General features: G+C 67.9%; 19 protein-coding genes. 8 read left to right on the top strand and 11 right to left on the bottom strand.

From position 1 onward, the window contains the following. Positions 1 to 2: 2 nt before the first annotated feature. Genes AC1DYP_RS01570 through AC1DYP_RS01535 form a run of 8 tightly spaced genes read right to left on the bottom strand, consistent with a single transcriptional unit; the run spans position 3 to position 6,768 of the window. Complete coding sequence (locus AC1DYP_RS01570; RefSeq protein ID WP_477044835.1) at positions 3 to 362, bottom strand: SUF system Fe-S cluster assembly protein; 360 nt, start codon at positions 360 to 362, stop codon at positions 3 to 5. A 5-nt stretch (positions 363 to 367) separates the two neighbouring features. Continuing rightward, entirely contained in the window at positions 368 to 1,606 is a 1,239-nt protein-coding gene (locus AC1DYP_RS01565) for an aminotransferase class V-fold PLP-dependent enzyme (RefSeq protein WP_477044834.1), read from the bottom strand. Further along, complete coding sequence (gene sufD / locus AC1DYP_RS01560) at positions 1,606 to 2,637, bottom strand: Fe-S cluster assembly protein SufD (protein ID WP_477044833.1); 1,032 nt, start codon at positions 2,635 to 2,637, stop codon at positions 1,606 to 1,608. The genes AC1DYP_RS01565 and sufD overlap by 1 nt, the downstream gene beginning before the upstream one ends. Next, on the bottom strand, positions 2,634 to 3,383 hold the full coding sequence (gene sufC / locus AC1DYP_RS01555) for a Fe-S cluster assembly ATPase SufC (protein ID WP_477034907.1): 750 nt from the start codon (positions 3,381 to 3,383) through the stop codon (positions 2,634 to 2,636). Before sufC ends, sufD begins: the two co-directional genes overlap by 4 nt. Beyond that, the gene (locus AC1DYP_RS01550) at positions 3,376 to 3,678 is read right to left on the bottom strand and encodes a hypothetical protein (protein WP_477044832.1); all 303 of its coding nucleotides are present in this window, start codon (positions 3,676 to 3,678) and stop codon (positions 3,376 to 3,378) included. The genes sufC and AC1DYP_RS01550 overlap by 8 nt, the downstream gene beginning before the upstream one ends. Then, positions 3,675 to 5,144, bottom strand: coding sequence for a Fe-S cluster assembly protein SufB (gene sufB / locus AC1DYP_RS01545; protein ID WP_422183879.1), 1,470 nt, complete (start codon positions 5,142 to 5,144; stop codon positions 3,675 to 3,677). The genes AC1DYP_RS01550 and sufB overlap by 4 nt, the downstream gene beginning before the upstream one ends. Continuing rightward, a complete protein-coding gene (locus tag AC1DYP_RS01540) occupies positions 5,144 to 6,295 on the bottom strand; it encodes a cysteine desulfurase family protein (RefSeq protein WP_477044831.1) in 1,152 nt (383 codons plus the stop codon). The genes sufB and AC1DYP_RS01540 overlap by 1 nt, the downstream gene beginning before the upstream one ends. Continuing rightward, on the bottom strand, positions 6,292 to 6,768 hold the full coding sequence (locus tag AC1DYP_RS01535; protein WP_477044830.1) for an Rrf2 family transcriptional regulator: 477 nt from the start codon (positions 6,766 to 6,768) through the stop codon (positions 6,292 to 6,294). Before AC1DYP_RS01535 ends, AC1DYP_RS01540 begins: the two co-directional genes overlap by 4 nt. A 200-nt stretch (positions 6,769 to 6,968) precedes the next feature. Here AC1DYP_RS01535 and AC1DYP_RS01530 point away from each other — a divergent pair, with 200 nt between their 5' ends. The 3 genes from AC1DYP_RS01530 to AC1DYP_RS01520 all read left to right on the top strand — a co-directional run bounded on the left by AC1DYP_RS01530 (position 6,969) and on the right by AC1DYP_RS01520 (position 9,492). Continuing rightward, positions 6,969 to 7,622: an alpha/beta hydrolase gene (locus AC1DYP_RS01530; protein ID WP_477044829.1), complete on the top strand. Its 654-nt coding sequence runs from the start codon at positions 6,969 to 6,971 to the stop codon at positions 7,620 to 7,622. Between the two features lie 101 nt (positions 7,623 to 7,723). Next, a complete protein-coding gene (locus AC1DYP_RS01525) occupies positions 7,724 to 8,122 on the top strand; it encodes a VOC family protein (protein ID WP_477044828.1) in 399 nt (132 codons plus the stop codon). 71 nt (positions 8,123 to 8,193) lie between these two features. Next, positions 8,194 to 9,492 (top strand): NAD(P)/FAD-dependent oxidoreductase, encoded by a 1,299-nt coding sequence (locus tag AC1DYP_RS01520; RefSeq protein ID WP_477044827.1) that lies wholly within the window; start codon positions 8,194 to 8,196, stop codon positions 9,490 to 9,492. A 27-nt stretch (positions 9,493 to 9,519) separates the two neighbouring features. Here the strand turns inward: AC1DYP_RS01520 and AC1DYP_RS01515 are convergent, their stop codons facing one another. Further along, on the bottom strand, positions 9,520 to 10,113 hold the full coding sequence (locus tag AC1DYP_RS01515) for a calcium-binding protein (protein WP_477044826.1): 594 nt from the start codon (positions 10,111 to 10,113) through the stop codon (positions 9,520 to 9,522). A 108-nt stretch (positions 10,114 to 10,221) separates the two neighbouring features. Continuing rightward, positions 10,222 to 11,325, bottom strand: coding sequence for an anhydro-N-acetylmuramic acid kinase (locus AC1DYP_RS01510; protein ID WP_477044825.1), 1,104 nt, complete (start codon positions 11,323 to 11,325; stop codon positions 10,222 to 10,224). Between the two features lie 188 nt (positions 11,326 to 11,513). On the opposite strand from AC1DYP_RS01510, the gene tyrS reads away from it, so the two are divergent. The 4 genes from tyrS (at position 11,514) to AC1DYP_RS01490 (ending at position 15,194) form a co-directional block, all read left to right on the top strand. Continuing rightward, the gene (gene tyrS, locus AC1DYP_RS01505) at positions 11,514 to 12,845 is read left to right on the top strand and encodes a tyrosine--tRNA ligase (RefSeq protein ID WP_477044824.1); all 1,332 of its coding nucleotides are present in this window, start codon (positions 11,514 to 11,516) and stop codon (positions 12,843 to 12,845) included. A 68-nt stretch (positions 12,846 to 12,913) separates the two neighbouring features. Next, a complete protein-coding gene (locus AC1DYP_RS01500; RefSeq protein WP_477034899.1) occupies positions 12,914 to 13,375 on the top strand; it encodes a peroxiredoxin in 462 nt (153 codons plus the stop codon). Positions 13,376 to 13,579: 204 nt separating this feature from the next. After that, positions 13,580 to 14,734 carry a M23 family metallopeptidase gene (locus AC1DYP_RS01495; protein WP_477034898.1) on the top strand — a complete coding sequence of 385 codons (1,155 nt, stop codon included), beginning with the start codon at positions 13,580 to 13,582 and terminating at the stop codon, positions 14,732 to 14,734. Next, positions 14,715 to 15,194, top strand: a complete 480-nt coding sequence (locus AC1DYP_RS01490) for a bactofilin family protein (protein ID WP_477034897.1) — start codon at positions 14,715 to 14,717, stop codon at positions 15,192 to 15,194. The genes AC1DYP_RS01495 and AC1DYP_RS01490 overlap by 20 nt, the downstream gene beginning before the upstream one ends. Positions 15,195 to 15,233: 39 nt before the next feature. Here AC1DYP_RS01490 and AC1DYP_RS01485 read toward each other — a convergent pair whose 3' ends face one another. Beyond that, positions 15,234 to 15,605 carry a VOC family protein gene (locus tag AC1DYP_RS01485; RefSeq protein WP_477044823.1) on the bottom strand — a complete coding sequence of 124 codons (372 nt, stop codon included), beginning with the start codon at positions 15,603 to 15,605 and terminating at the stop codon, positions 15,234 to 15,236. Between the two features lie 86 nt (positions 15,606 to 15,691). Here AC1DYP_RS01485 and AC1DYP_RS01480 point away from each other — a divergent pair, with 86 nt between their 5' ends. Then, entirely contained in the window at positions 15,692 to 15,994 is a 303-nt protein-coding gene (locus AC1DYP_RS01480) for a helix-turn-helix domain-containing protein (protein WP_477044822.1), read from the top strand. The last annotated feature ends 6 nt before the right edge of the window (positions 15,995 to 16,000 follow it).

Raw genomic sequence — 16,000 nt, 5'->3', positions numbered from 1 at the left:
GATCAGAACATGTTCAGTTGCAGCTTGGCCTCGTCGCTCATCCGCGAGGGATCCCACGGCGGCTCGAACACCAGGTCGACGTGGCACGACTTGATGCCTTCCAGCTCCATGACCGCGTCGCGGACCCAGCCCGGCATTTCCCCGGCCACCGGGCAGCCCGGCGCGGTCAGGGTCATGTCGATGGCCACGTCCTTGTCGTCGCTGACGTCGACCTTGTAGATCAGGCCCAACTCGTAGATGTCGACCGGGATTTCCGGGTCGAACACCGTCTTCAGCTTCTCGATCAGCTGATCGGTCAGCTTGTCGAGTTCGGCTTGAGGGATCGCGGACGGGGTTGCCACGGATGCGGGTTGCTCGGTCATGTCGCTCAACTGAAGAAACTGCGGGCCTTGGCCAGCGCGTTCACGAACGCGTCGGCCTCGTCCAGGGTGTTATATAGGGCGAAGGAAGCGCGAGCGCTCGACGTGACGCCGAACCTTTTCATCAGGGGCTCGGCGCAGTGGGTGCCGGCGCGGACGGCCACGCCGTAGCGATCCAGCACCTGGGCCACGTCGTGGGCGTGGGCGCCCTCGACCAGGAAGCTCAGCACCGCGCCCTTGCCCGGAGCCGTGCCCAGGATCCGCACGCCGTTGACCCCGTCCAGCTGGTCGACGACCCGCTGGTAGAGCGCGTGCTCGTGGGCCAGCGCCGCGTCGCGGTCGATGGTGTTGAGCCATTCGATGGCCGCGCCCAGACCGACGGCTTCCAGGATCGCCGGGGTGCCGGCCTCGAACCGGTGCGGCGGGTCGGCGTAGGTGATGGTCTCCATCGAGACCGAGCCGATCATCTCGCCGCCGCCCTGATAGGGCGGCAGCGCGGCCAGGCGCTCGGCCTTGCCGTACAGCACGCCAATGCCGGTTGGGCCATACAGCTTGTGGCCGGAGAAGACGTAGAAATCGACGTCCAGGGCCTTCACGTCGACCTTGCTGTGGACGATGGCCTGGCAGCCGTCCAACAGCACCGGCGCGCCGGCCGCGTGGGCCAGGCGGACGATCTCGGCGGCGTCGTTGATGGTGCCCAGCACGTTCGACATGTGGCTCATGGCCACCATCTTGGTGCGCTCGGACAGCAGGCCCTTGTAGGCCTCCATGTCCAGCCGGCCGTCGTCGGTGACGGGCACGAACTTCAGCACCACGCCGTAGCGTTCGCGCAGGAAGTGCCACGGCACGATGTTGGCGTGGTGCTCCATCTGCGAGATGACGATCTCGTCGCCGGCCTTCAGCGAACGGCCGAAGGTGTCGGCCACCAGGTTGACCGCCTCGGTCGCGCTCTTGGTCCAGACGATTTCCGACGGCTCGGCGTTGATGAACTTCGCGACGGTTTCGCGAGCATTCTCATAGGCTTGCGTCGTCTCATTCGCGAGCGTGTGCAGGCCGCGATGGACGTTGGCGTAGCTGGTGCGGGCCAGGCCGGTCATGGCGTCCAGCACCGCTTCGGGCTTCTGGGCGCTGGCGGCGCTGTCCAGATAGACCAGCGGCTTGCCGTGCACCCGGCGGGCCAGGATCGGGAACTGGGCGCGGATCGCCTCGACGTCGAAGGGGGCGCCAAAGGGGGTGTCCAGGGCCATTACTCCGGCCTCCCCAGTCTGGCCGCGACCCAGGCGACGGCGATCTCGCGCGCGCCTTCGTGTTCGATGCGCTCGACCACCTCGCCCAGGAAGGCCTGGGTCAGCATGGCCCGGGCCTCGGCTTCGGGAATGCCGCGCTGGCGGGCGTAGAAGATCTGCTCGTCGTCCAGGGCGCCGATCGTGTTGCCGTGGGCGCAGGAGACGTCGTCGGCGAAGATCAGCAGCTCGGGCTTGGCGTCGACCTCGGCCTTGTCCGACAGGATCAGGGCGTGGTGGCCCATGCGGGCGTCGGTCTGGTCGGCGCCGGGCTGGACGACGATCCGGCCCTGGAACACGCCGCGCGCCTGGTCGTCGACGACGCCCTTGGTCAGCTGGCTGGTGATCCCGTCGACGCCGCCGTGGGTGACGACCGTGGTCTGGTCGGCGTGGCGCTGGTTCTCGAGGATGTAGACGCCGTCCAGCCGCACATTGGCGTGGGCGCCGGGGTGGTTGATCCGGGTCTCGATCCGCTGGCGGCGGGCGCCGGTGGTCAGGACCGTCTGGTTGAAGACCGCGCCCGGAGCCAGGTCGACCTCGGCGGTGACCACGTCGATGGCCTCGGCATGGTCGTCGACCAGCACGATGCGCTCGACGCGGGCGCCCTCGCCCACCGCGATGTCCAGGTTGACGTCCGAGAAATAGCCGCCCGCCCGGCCCTCGTGGCTTTCCAGCAGCACCAGGGTGGTGTCTGGCTCGACGACGATGGCGTAGGCGGCGGCGTGGGCCGCGCCTTCGCTGACCGAGACGAAGCGCAGGGCCACTGCCTCGCCCGCGCCGGTCGCGGCGGCGTGGCGCTGGCGGCCGTTGACGAACAGGATCTCGTCGGCGGCCAAGCCGTCGAACGGACCCTTGGCGACGTCGCCGTCCACCGCCGGCGAGGCSGGCGGCACGGCGCGGATCAGGCCGCGCAGGTCGGTCCAGCGCCAGTCCTCGTCGCGGCGCGACGGCAGCTGGGTCAGGTCGCCGGTCTTGAGGGCGGAGGCCAGGCTCATGCAGCCGCGCTCACATACTTGTCGTAGCCTTCGGCCTCGAGCTGCAGGGCCAGCTCCGGGCCGCCCGAGGCGACGATGCGGCCGGCGGCCAGCACGTGGACGCGGTCGGGTTTGATGTAGTCCAGCAGGCGCTGGTAGTGGGTGATGACCAGCATGCCGCGATCGGGCGCACGCAGGGCGTTGACGCCTTCCGAGACGATCTTCAGGGCGTCGATGTCCAGGCCCGAGTCCGTCTCGTCCAGGATCAGGAACTTGGGCGACAGCATCGCCATCTGCAGGATTTCCATCCGCTTCTTCTCGCCGCCCGAGAAACCGACGTTCAGGCCGCGCTTGAGCATGTCGAAGTCGATCTTCAACGCCGCGGCCTTTTCCTTGGCCAGCTTCAGGAAGGCCGGGGCGGCGATCTCGTCCTCGCCGCGCGCCCGGCGCTGGGCGTTCAGGGCCGTGCGGATGAAGGTCAAGGCCGGAACGCCCGGGATCTCCAGCGGATACTGGAACGACAGGAACACGCCCTTGGCGGCCCGCTCGTTGGGCTCCAGGGCCAGCAGATCCTCGCCGTTCAGCGTGGCCGAACCTTCGGTGACCTCGTAGCCGCCACGGCCGCTCAGCACGTACGACAGGGTCGACTTGCCCGCGCCGTTCGGCCCCATGATGGCGTGCACCTGCCCGGCCGGCACGTCGAGCGTGACGCCCTTGAGGATCGGCTTGTCGCCGACATTGGCGTGGAGGTTCTGGATATTAAGCATTGAAGGCCGTGATCTTTTCGAGCGTCTGGATAGCGAACGTGGTCGGCTTGCCGGTCAGGGTCGGCGCCTCCCATTCGTGTTCGGGGCTGTAGGCGGCGAGCTTGAGCAGGGTGGTCAGCAGCTCGCGCTCGGCGGCGGCGTCGGCATTGCCGCCCGACAGCAGCTTGGCGCTGCGGTCGATCAGCGGCGCGTCGTCGCCGTAGGGGTTGATCCAAGTCCCGTGCGCCGCCTGAAAGGCCAGCTGGCGCGCGTACTTGTATTCCTTGTCGGTCAGGCCGAAGCGGACAGGCGTCATCCCACGCTGCCTTCCAGCGAGATCGCCACCAGCTTCTGGGCTTCGACGGCGAATTCCATGGGCAGTTGCTGCAGCACGTCCTTGACGAAGCCGTTGACCAGCAGGGCCACGGCCTCTTCCTGCGAAAGCCCGCGCTGCTGGCAGTAGAACAGCTGGTCGTCCGACAGGCGGGTCGTGGTGGCCTCGTGCTCGAACACCGACTGGCCGTTGCGGGCCTCGATGTACGGGATCGTGTGGGCCGCGCAGGTCTTGCCGATCAGCAAGGAGTCGCACTGGGTGAAGTTGCGCGCGCCCTTGGCTTTCGGGTGGGCGGAGACCAGGCCGCGATAGGTGCTGGTCGACTTGCCGGCGCTGATGCCCTTGGCGACGATCCGCGACTTTGTATTGGCGCCCAGGTGGATCATCTTGGTGCCGGTGTCGGCCTGCTGGTGGCCGTTGGTCACCGCGATCGAGTAGAACTCGCCCGACGAGCCTTCGCCGCGCAGCACGCACGACGGATACTTCCAGGTGATGGCCGACCCAGTCTCGACTTGGGTCCACGACACCTTGGAGCGGTCGCCGCGGCAGTCGGCGCGCTTGGTGACGAAGTTGTAGATGCCGCCCTTGCCGGTTTCCGGATCGCCCGGATACCAGTTCTGGACCGTGGAATACTTGATCTCGGCGTCGTCCAGCAGCACCAGCTCGACCACGGCGGCGTGCAGCTGGTTCTCGTCGCGCATCGGGGCCGTGCAGCCCTCCAGGTACGAGCAATAGGCGCCCTTGTCGGCGATGATCAGGGTGCGCTCGAACTGGCCGCTGTCCTTGGCGTTGATGCGGAAATAGGTCGACAGCTCCATCGGGCAGCGCACGCCCGGCGGGATGTAGACGAACGAGCCGTCGCTGAAGACCGCGCTGTTGAGGCAGGCGAAATAGTTGTCGGACGTCGGCACGACCGAGCCGAGGTACTGCTTGACCAGTTCCGGGTGCTCGCGGATGGCCTCGCTCATCGAGCAGAAGATCACCCCGACCGCCGCCAGCTCCTTCTTGAAGGTGGTGACGACGCTGACGCTGTCGAACACCGCGTCCACGGCGTAGCGCGGCGCGCCGACCACGCCGGCCAGCACTTCCTGCTCCTTCAGCGGGATGCCCAGCTTGGCGTAGACGGCCAGGATGTCGGGATCCACCTCGTCGAGGCTGGCGATCCCGGCCTTCTGGGTCGGGGCGGCGTAGTAATAGCTGTCCTGGTAGTCGATCTTGGGGAAGTCGACCTTGGCCCAGGTGGGCTCCTCCAGCTCAAGCCAGCGGCGATAGGCGTCCAGGCGCCAGTCCAGCATCCACTGGGGCTCGTCCTTCTTGGCCGAGATGAAGCGCACGATGTCCTCGGAGAGGCCCTTGGGGGCGAACTCCTGCTCGATATCGGTCGTGAAGCCGTGCTCGTACTTCTCGAGCGACGCGACGGTATCAATGGTCTCTTTGACCGCGGCCACTACGCCACCTCCCGGCGCCGGGCGCCGATACGCGAATAGGCGGCGAGCCAGGCGTCGCCGCAGGAAATCCAGTCTTGCTCGGTCGAGGCCCAGCCGCCGCTGACGCGCAGGGCGAACGGGGCCAGGTCGGACCGGCCCATGGCTTCCACCACGCGGCTGGCCTTGACCTTGCCCGACGAGCAGGCGCTGCCGGCGCTGACCATCACCCCCGCCAGGTCCAGGTTCATCACCTGGATCTGCGAGGCGAAGCCTTCGGCCGCCAAACACAGGGTTTGCGGAAGGCGTTGCGCGCCCTCCCCGAGCACGACAGCGCCAGCGGCCTTGAGCCGTTCGGCCAAGGCGTCGCGCCATGTGCCTTGATTGGCCATCAAGGGCAAGTCGCCCAAGCCCTCCAAGTTCTTCCGGGCCGCCTCGACCGCCGCGCCGAAGCCGGCGATGCCCGCCACGTTCTCGGTCCCGGCCCGGCGGCCGCGCTCCTGGCCGCCGCCGTGTTGCTGCCGGACGATCGTGGCGCGCGTGCCGGCCACCAGGGCGCCGACGCCCTGCGGTCCGCCCAGCTTGTGGGCCGACAGCGCCAAGGTGTCGGCGCCCAGGGCGGTGAAGTCGATGGCGATCTTGCCGGCCGCCTGGACGGCGTCGACGTGCAGCCAGCCGTCGGCGGCGCGAACCAGGGCCGAGGCCTCGGCCACGGGCTGGATCACGCCGGTCTCGTTGTTGGCCAGCATCAGGCAGACCAGGGCGCGGCCCTCGTCGCTCAGGGCTTCCTCCAGCCAATCCAGGCGCGCGACGCCGTCGGCGTCCAACGGCATCTTCAGGACCTGCAGGCCCGAGGCCCCGGCGGTCTCGAGCACGGCGTCGTGCTCGCCCTCGCTGACGATGATGCGGTTGAAACCGGCGAAGGCGGCGCTGCCGATGGCCAGGGCGTTGGCCTCGGTGCCGCCGCTGACGAAGGTGACCGAGCCCGGCACGACCCCGACCAGGGCCGCGACCTGGGCGCGGGCGGTCTCGACCAGGTCGCGGGCGGCCCGGCCGCTGGCGTGCACCGACGAAGGATTGCCCGCGGTCTCGAAGGCGCGCAGCACCGCGTCCCGCGCCTCGGGGCGGATCGGGGCGGTGGCGTTGTAGTCGAGATAGATCGTGGGCTTGCTCACGCCGCCGCCATCTCCTTGTTGGCTCTGTCCTTGAGCTTGCCGTCCAGCACGTCGGCCACCGACACGCTGGCCAGGTAGCCGTGGATCTGGCGGCCCATCTCTTCCCACAGGTCGTGGGTCAGGCACTGGGCGCCGCCAGCCATGCAGCCCTTGGGCACACCCTTGCCGACACCGGTCTTGGAGAGGCCGCAGCGCGTGGCGCGCAACGGCTCGTCCACGGCCAGGACGATGTCGGCGATGGCGGTGTCGCGGGCCTCGCGGGCCAGGCGATAGCCGCCGCCGGGCCCCCGGGCGCTGACCACCAAGCCCTTGCGGCGCAGGCGGGCGAAAAGCTGTTCCAGATAGGAAAGCGAGATCTGCTGACGGGCGGCGATCTCGGCCAGGGCGACGGCCCGGCCCTCGGCCTGATCCTGGCGACGGGCCAGATCGGTCATGGCCATCACCGCGTAGCGTCCCTTGGTGCTCAGGCGCATGCGCCTTATCTCCTTGCGGATTCCCCGCGCATCGGCTTAGGCGTGTGCTACAAGCCGCGACTTCGCGCCCGGAGGTCTCGATCAAAGACCAAGGCGCGCGGTGCGGATTTAGGAAGACCAAGCGCAGTGGTCAAGTATTCCTTCGCCTGTTCGGGCGCGAGGAGCCGGCCCCGTCGCCCCTTTTTGGATAGGGATCTTGAATGCCTGACGTGATTTTGACCGGAGCTTCGGGCCGTATCGAGGGCCGCTATTCGCCGGGCAAGACCGACAACGCCCCGATCGCGCTGATCCTGCACCCGCACCCCAAGGCGGGCGGGCACATGAACCATCCGGTCTCGGTGCAGCTGTACCACCTGTTCATGAAGCGCGGTTTCGCGACCCTGCGCTTCAACTTCCGCGGCGTGGGCCGCAGCCAGGGCGAGTTCGACAGCGGCATCGGCGAGCTGGCCGACGCGGCCACGGCCCTGGACTGGCTGCAGTCGAACAACCCGGCCGCCGCCCAGACCTGGGTCGCCGGCTACAGCTTCGGCGCCTATATCGGCATGCAGCTGCTGATGCGCCGCCCGGAGACCGACGGCTTCATCTCGGTGTCGCCGCCGACCAACATGTACGACTTCAGCTTCCTGGCCCCCTGCCCGGCCTCGGGCCTGATCCTGACGGGCGCGGCCGACACCGTCGTGCCGCCGGTCGAGGTCGAGCGCGTGGTCTCCAAGCTGCGCACCCAGAAGGGCATCGTCATCGACTACGAAGTCGTCGACAAGGCCACTCACTTCTGGGCCGAGCACCTGCCCAGCGTCGAGAAAAGCGTCGGCGGCTATCTGGACAAGCGCCTGGAAATGAACCCGATCCCGTAGGCCATGGCGCCGAGTAACTGTAGGTTACCGGTACCATAAGGCTTGCGATCCTGGACAACTCACCGTCATTCTCCACGGAACAACGTTCTGGGAGAGTGACGGTGAACCAGACCATACGACCGTTCCTGATGTTCCAGGCGCAGGACGCCGAAGCGGCGATGACGTTCTACGTCTCGCTCTTCCCCGACAGCGAGATCCTCGACATCCAGCGCTACGGCGCCGCCGGTCCCGGGCCCGAGGGAACGCTGATCCTGGCCCGCTTCAGGATCGGCGGTCAGGAAGTCCTCTGCTCCGACAGCTTCGTGAAGCACGCCTTCGCGTTCACGCCCTCCTCCTCGTTGTTCGTCGACTGCGCGTCGGAAGACGAGATCACCCGCCTGGCCACTGTCCTCGCTGACGGCGGCGGCGTGCTGATGCCGCTGGGCGACTATGGCTTCAGCAAACGGTTCGCCTGGGTCAACGACCGGTTCGGCGTCTCCTGGCAGCTCAACCTGGCCTGATGTCGCCACCTGACATCGTTCGACGAACCTCCTATATATTCACCATCTGAGGAATTATCTGGATGGCGGGCATGCACTACGACATCGTGATCGTCGGCGGCGGGGCCGGCGGGCTTGAGCTGGCGGCGCGGCTGGGACGCAAGCTTGGCCCCAAGGCCGGCAAGGAGCGCGTGCTGCTGATCGACCGCTCCAGCTTCCACATCTGGAAGCCGAGCCTGCACGAGGTGGCCGCCGGCACGCTCGACACCCATCAGGAGGGTCTGTCCTATTCGATCCTGGGGCGCGCCAACCATTTCAGCTTCCTGCTGGGCGAGCTGGACAGCTTCGATCCCGTCGGCAAGCGCCTGAACCTCAAGCCCATCGTCGGTGAAGCCGGCAAGGTGCTGGTGCCCGAGCGCGGCGTCACCTTCAGCTGGGGCGTGCTGGCCATCGGCAGCGGCAGCAACCTGTTCGGCACGCCGGGCGCGGACCAGGCCCACCTGCTGGAACGCACCGAGGACGCCGAGATCTTCCACACCCGCCTGCTGGCGGCCTTCATGAAGGCCTCGTTCTCGACCGAGAAGTCCATGAGCGTCGCCATCGTCGGCGGCGGGGCCACGGGGGTGGAGCTGTCGGCCGAACTGATCGAGGCCCATCGCGAGTTGCTGGGCAGCCTGGGCTCCGAACAGCGCTTCCGCCTGGACATCGCCATCGTCGAGGCCGCGCCGCGCATCCTGGGCGGCCTGCCCGAGAAGATCTCCGACCAGGCCACCGTGGCCCTGGAGCGCAAGGGCGTTCGGGTCCACACCGGCGCCAAGGTGGTGGCCGTCCATGCCGACCGGCTGGAGACCAGCAAGGGTGACATCCCGGCCGACCTGATCGTCTGGGCCGCCGGGGTCAAGGCCGCGCCGACCAATACGGCCTATGGCCTGGCGACCAACAGGACCAACCAGTTCGTGGTCAACGATCGGCTGGAGACCTCGGCGCCGGACGTCTGGGCGCTGGGCGACTGCGCCGCCTGTCCGTGGCCCGACCGGGACGGCAAGGTGGAGGGCCGGATCATTCCCGCCCGCGCCCAGGCCGCCCACCAGCAGGCCAGCTACCTGGCCAAGGCGCTGATCGCGCGGCTGGGCCAGCGCCGGATCGAGGCGCCGTTCGTCTATCACGACTTCGGCTCGCTGGTGTCGCTGGGCGAGAACAAGGGCGTCGGGGCCCTGATGGGCGGGCTGGGCGGTCCGAACTTCTTCGTCGAGGGCCTGATCGCCAAGTGGGCCTACATCTCGCTGCACCTGGACCACCACCGGGCGATCATGGGCACGCCCAAGACCCTGGTCCTGGCCCTGGCGCGGCTGCTGCAGCAGCGGGTGGCGGGGCGGCTGAAGCTGCATTGAGGGGCGCCGCCTCGAGCCGCCTGGTCGTCAGAGAATGAAGTCGGAGGCCGAGAGATTGTGGTCGCCGCCGAGGTTGAACCAGAGGTCTTCGCGGCCGTCTCCATTTACATCCGCGAGAACCATGGTGTCGGCTCCGCCGCGCCGGACGATCAGTTCGCCGGCATGGCCCGTGAACGCCTGCTCGTCCAGGAACCGGAAGGCCTGGTTTCCGGACTGATTCCAGTTTGCGTCGATGGCCGACAGGTCGATCCGGTCGTTGTCGGCCCGGCTGAAGTCGGCGATATTCTCGCCGCTCTGCGACCCGCCGGGCAGGTCGTCCTCGGTCGCCGAATTGAACACGAACAGATCCGCGCCTTCGCCGCCGTAGAGAAGATCCGCGCCGGGACCGCCGTTGAGCACGTCGCGGCCCGCGCCGCCATAGAGGACGTCGTTGCCGTCGCCGCCGAACAGCGTGTCCGCGCCGGCCTGGCCATAAAGGTGGTCATCACCCCCGTCGCCGCGAATGGTGTCGTCGCCGTCCCGGCCATGGGCGTCGTCATTTCCGGCCTTGAGGATCATGACGTCGTCATTGTTGGTTCCGTTGAGATCGTCGCGCCCGCCCGTTCCTTCTATCCGAGCCATTGAAGGCCTCCTGTCCACTACCTGAGTTCGTGAACACGGCGGGCTAAGAGACTGTTCCGACTTGAAAAAAGACCATTTCGGGGCGGTCGACGGGCTGGGCCGCCCGACCTAGGGCCGGACGATCCTTCCGCCCGTCATCGCTCGCGCCACGCCCGTCGTTCCCGGGAAGCTGATCGGCAGCCCCCTCGCCGTCCGGGCGGCCAGGTAGGCGAAGGCTTCGGCCTCGATGGCGTCGCCGCGCCAGCCGACCGCCTCGGCGGTGCGGACCGGCACGGGCGCGCGGTCGGCCAGGGCCTTCATGATCTGCGGATTGTGCCGGCCGCCGCCGCAGACGATCAGGGCGTCCGGATGCTGGCCCTGCTCGAAGGCCTTGACGACCGCCTCGGCGGTGAAGGCCACCAAAGTGGCGGCGGCGTCCTCGGAGGACAGGTGATCGACCAGGTCGAGCGGGAAATCGTAGCGGTCCAGCGATTTCGGGGCCGGCCCGGAGAAATAGTCGCTGGCCAGGAAGGTCTTCAGCACCGCCTCGTCGACGACCCCGGCGGCGGCCAGCCGGCCGTTCTCGTCGAAACGCCCCAGGCCTCGGGCTTGCAGCATCAGGTCGATCATGCCGTTGCCCGGGCCGGTGTCGAAGGCCAGCAGGTCGTCGTCGGGACCGATCAGGGTGATGTTGGCCACGCCGCCGATGTTCAGCGCCGCCACCGGCGCCGGCAGACCCGACGCTCTGGCCCGGGCAGCGTGATAGATCGGGGCCAGCGGCGCTCCCTGCCCGCCCGCCGCCACGTCGGCGGTGCGGAAGTCGAACGCCACCGGCCGCCCGCAGGCCTTGGCCAGGCGCTCGGCGTCGAGCAACTGCACGGTCCGGCCCATCCGGCCCGGATGAGGCCGCTCGTGCAGCACCGTCTGGCCGTGGACGCCCAGCAGGTCGAATTCCGACCAGGCCAGGCCGTGCTCGGCCAGGAAGCTCTCGGCGGCGTGGAAATGCTCGTCGGCGACGGCTTGCGCCGCCTCTTTGAAGATCTCCGGAGCCGGCTTGTCGCGCGGCCAGCCGCGGGCGACCTCGGTGGCGACCAGCAGCAGGTCGCGGGTCTCTTCGCGCAGCTTGCGCTCGCCGGCCGGGCCGAAGGCCTGGATCTCTTCGCCGTCGGTCTCGAGCACCGCCATGTCGACCGCGTCGAGCGAGGTGCCGGTCATGAATCCCAGGATACGCATGGTCTGGTTGACTGCCACGGGTCGGGCCGGGTAGCTAGGCCCCATGATCGACCAGCGCCCCACGACCCGCGCCTATTACCGCCCGCTGTCCTAGCGGGAGGCCGACCGATCACGTCGATGCGCCCGCCCAACCGGCGACGCGTCACACCAGCGAACGTCTCCGGATCAATTCCCAGGAGACTTTGCCGATGAAACCCTCGCCACAGACCGCCCCGCCCGTGCTAGACGCGCGGTCTATCGAATTAGAGAGTCGAGCCATGTCCGCCGCCCCCGCGTCCTTCAAGTCGGAATTCCTCCAGACCCTGCAGGCGCGCGGCTATATCCACCAGATCACCCATCCGGATGAGCTGGACGCGGCGGCCGCCGGCGGGATCGTCACGGCCTACATCGGCTTCGACGCCACCGCGCCCAGTCTGCACGTCGGCAGCCTGATCCAGATCATGATGCTGCGCCGCCTGCAGCAGGCCGGCCACAAGCCGATCGTCCTGATGGGCGGCGGCACGACCAAGGTCGGCGACCCCACTGGCAAGGACGAGAGCCGCAAGCTGCTGTCGGACGCCGACATCGCGGCCAACATCGCCGGCATCAAGCAGGTGTTCGCCAAGTTCCTGACCTTCGGCGACGGGCCGACCGACGCCATCATGGTCGACAACGACGAGTGGCTGAGCAAGTTCGGTTACGTGCAGTTCCTGCGCGACTACGGCGTGCATTTCACGGTCAACCGGATGCTGGCCTTCGACTCGGTCAAGCTGCGGCTCGAGCGCGAGCAGCCGATGACCTTCCTCGAATTCAACTACATGCTGATGCAGGCGGTCGACTTCCTGGAGCTGAACCGCGCCCACGGTTGCGTGTTGCAGATGGGCGGCTCGGACCAGTGGGGCAACATCCTGAACGGCGTGGAGCTGACCCGGCGGGTGGACCAGAAGGCCGCCTTCGGCCTGACCACGCCGCTGCTGGCCACGGCCTCGGGCGCCAAGATGGGCAAGACCATGTCGGGGGCCGTCTGGCTGAACGCCGAGCAACTGAGCCCGTACGACTACTGGCAGTTCTGGCGGAATACGGAAGACGCCGACGTCGGCCGTTTCCTGAAGCTGTTCACCGACCTGCCGCTGGAGCGCATCGCCGAACTGGAAGCCCTGCCGGGCGCCCAGATCAACGAGGCCAAGAAGGTGCTGGCCGACGAGGCCACCCGCATGGCCCACGGCGAGGACGAGGCCCGCAAGGCCCGCGACGCCGCCGAGAAGGCCTTCGAACAGGGCGCGCTGTCGGTCGACCTGCCGACCTTCGAGGTTCCGGCCGCTGACCTGGAGGCTGGGATCGTCCTGGCCGCCCTGTTCGCCGACGCCGGCCTGGCCGCCTCGCGCGGCGAAGCCCGGCGCCTGGCCCAAGGCGGCGGGCTGAAGGTCAATGACAAGGCCGAGGCCAGCGCCGACCGCGTGATCACCTCGGCCGACCTGGTCGACGGCGTCGTCAAGCTGGCGGCGGGCAAGAAGAAGATCGTGCTGGTCAAGCCGGTCTAGAGTGCATGGTCGTCCCGGATCGCTCCGCGCGGTCCGGGACGGGTTTGTTTGGGACGTTGGAGAGACAGATGCTTGAAGCCGGCGACAAGGCCCCCGATTTCGACCTGGCCACCGACACCGGCCGCGTCAGCCTGGCGAGCCTGAAGGGCAAGAACGTCGTGCTCTACTTCTATCCGAAGGACGACACGGCCGGCTGCACGTCGCAGGCCCTGCAGTTCTCGTCCGAGGTCGAGGAGTTCGCCAAGCTGGGCGCGGTGATCGTCGGGGTGTCCAAGGACAGCGCCGCCTCGCACGCCAAGTTCCGCAAGAAGCACGACCTGACCGTCGAGCTGGCCGCCGACACGACCGGCGAGATCGTCGAGGCCTACGGCGCCTGGGTCGAGAAGAGCATGTACGGCCGCAAGTACATGGGCATCGACCGCTCGACCTTCCTGATCGATCGCGAGGGCGTGGTCCGCAATGTCTGGCGCAAGGTGAAGGTGCCCAACCATATCAAGGCGGTGCTGACGGCGGCCAAGGCGCTGAAATAACAGTGTGGCTTGCCGGCCTCAGGCGTGAGGTTATCGCAACACCGAGGCGTCCAGATGGTGGCAATCGGTCGCGGAACCTTTTACCGGTTGAATTGTTTAGGCAAAACGTCGCCCTGCGTTCACGCTCGGCGCGAAGTATCTTGCGCGTTTCCGCTTTCTCGTTGCATATCGCCGGGACCTTGAAAACGGGGGTTTCCTAGGGCGATGGCGATCACGCGCTTCAAGCGACTGCGACAATCCCTGGAAGAGCTTTTCCCCGAGCGCCATCTCTATGTGCGCTCCGGCGGCGAGATGCGCGGCTACGTTTTCTCCACCGGCAAGCAGCTGATGTGCGCCACGGGCGTCGCCGTTGCGGCCCTGTGGATGGGCGTTTGCACCGCCGCCATGATGGTCAACGCCCTGTCGGTCAGCTCGACCGATCAGATGGTCATCAAGCAGAAGGCCTATTACGAGCGCCTCAACGCCGATCGCCAGGCCCGCCTGAACAGCGCGATGGTCCAGCTGTCGGCCAGCAGCGGCTCGCTGGACGAACTGGCCAGCTCGGTCGAAAAGCGCCACGCCGCCCTCGCCCTCCTGGTCAGCGACTTCAAGGGCGTGCCCGGCGCCGCCCAGGCCCTGCAGGTCGCCAAGCCGCACGTGCTGGGCGCCTCGCCGGTCGAGCGCATCCAGGCCACGCGGATGGATCAGGAGCGCCTGATCGACGCCGCCGAGACCTTCGCCAAGAGCCGCGCCGAGCGCCTTCGCCTGGCCATGCGGATGGCCGGCCTGGACGCCGGCTCTTTCACCGGCCGCGGCGGCTCGTCGCTGGGCGGCCCGCTGATCGAGGCCAAGGACCCTCGCGCCCTGGCCGCCGTGCTCGACGTCGACGAAGACTTCGCGGGCCGGATCCAGCACGCGGCCACCGACATGTCGGACATGCGCAAGCTGAGCGCGGCTTCGCAGAAGCTGCCCTTCTACCGTCCGACCAACAATCCGGCGCTGAGCAGCAGCTACGGCGTCCGCTTCGACCCCTTCACCCATCGCCCGGCCTTCCATTCGGGCCTGGACTTCCCCGGCGCCTTCTACACGCCGATCATGGCCACCGCGCCGGGCGTGGTGTCGTTCACCGGCGTGCGCTCGGGCTACGGCAATGTCGTCGAGATCGACCACGGCAACGGTTTCAAGACCCGCTACGCCCACCTGCAGGCCGCTTCGGTCCGGGTCGGCCAGCGCGTGGCCATCGGCCAGCGCATCGCGGCCATGGGCTCGACCGGTCGCTCGACCGGTCCGCATCTGCACTACGAAGTATGGGTCAACGGGCGGGCTCAAAACCCGAACCGCTTCTTGAAGGCTGGTGAGTATGTTCAGCAAGCAAGCTAAGGCGTCCAAGGGTCCGGCTCGCATCGAGCCCCTCCCGATGTCCATGGCTCCCGCCAACCCGGACGCGGCCCGCAAGGCCCCGCCCAAGGTGGCGTCCCTGATTTCCCCCGACATCACCATCGAAGGCAGCATCACCGGCGACGGCGAGCTGCAGATCGACGGCGTGGTGCGCGGCGATGTCCGCGTGGGTCGCCTGACGATCGGCGAGACCGGCCACATCGAAGGCTCGATCTACGCCGAGGCGGTCGAGGTCCGCGGCCGCATCGTCGGGGCGATCACCGCCAAGCAGGTCCGCCTCTACGGCACCTCCTACATCGACGGCGACATCACCCACGAACAGCTGGCGATGGAAACCGGGGCCTTCTTCCAGGGCCGCAGCCTGAAGTTCCAGCGCCCGGCCGCGCCGCCACAGGCCCAGCCCGCGCCGCAGGCGATGCTCGAAGCCAAGTCGGCAGGCTAGAACAGGAAACGCCCCGGATCGCTCCGGGGCGTTTTTGTTTTAACGGCTCGACAGCACGAAGCTGTTGCCGTCGGGATCGCGGAACTTGGCGAACGTGCCCCACGGCTGCTTCTGCGGCGGCCCCTCGAACTCCACGCCCTTCTCGATCAGCTTGCGATAGGCGTGTTCGACGTCGTCGCAGGCGAACGAGCCGTTGAAGAAGCTGCCGATCCGGTCCTCGTGCCCATCCGGCGTGAACAGCACCACCCCGGTCTCGGCGCCCGGGATGCTCAGCTCGATCCAGCGCTTGCCCGGCCCCATCGGCTGATCGGTGGCCACCCGCAGGCCCATCTTCTCGGTCCAGAAGGCCAGGGCTCGGTCCTGGTCGCCGACCGGGATGCTGACGAATTTCAGTTGTTTGATCACGCTCATGCCCTGCCCTTTCGCGCCCTGAGGTCTTGGGCTGGATTAGCCGCGCCCCGTTGCGTCGGGAAAGGGGTGCAGGCAATGCTATAGCAATGACTGCGCAAACCTACGCCCTCGACCGCTACGTGCTCGACACCCTGATGGCCGACCTGGTCGGGCATGACCACAGACCGTCGGCGTTTCTGACCTATCTGGCGATCGTCGCGGCCCACGCCGACGGCCGCGCCAGCCTCAGTCATGCGGAGCTGGCCGAGCGCACCGGCCTGTCGCGCCGGGCCGTGCAAGGCGCGGTCGAACTGCTGGAAAGGCGGAAACTGATCGCGATCAACCGCCAGGGGCCGACCGAGGCGGCGACCTATGTCCCGCTGACACCTTGGCGGCGTCAGCGGGACTAGAGGCTC

It is taken from the genome of Caulobacter sp. P1_D6 (assembly GCF_056406095.1).
This window is presented reverse-complemented; position numbering and strand designations above follow the sequence as displayed.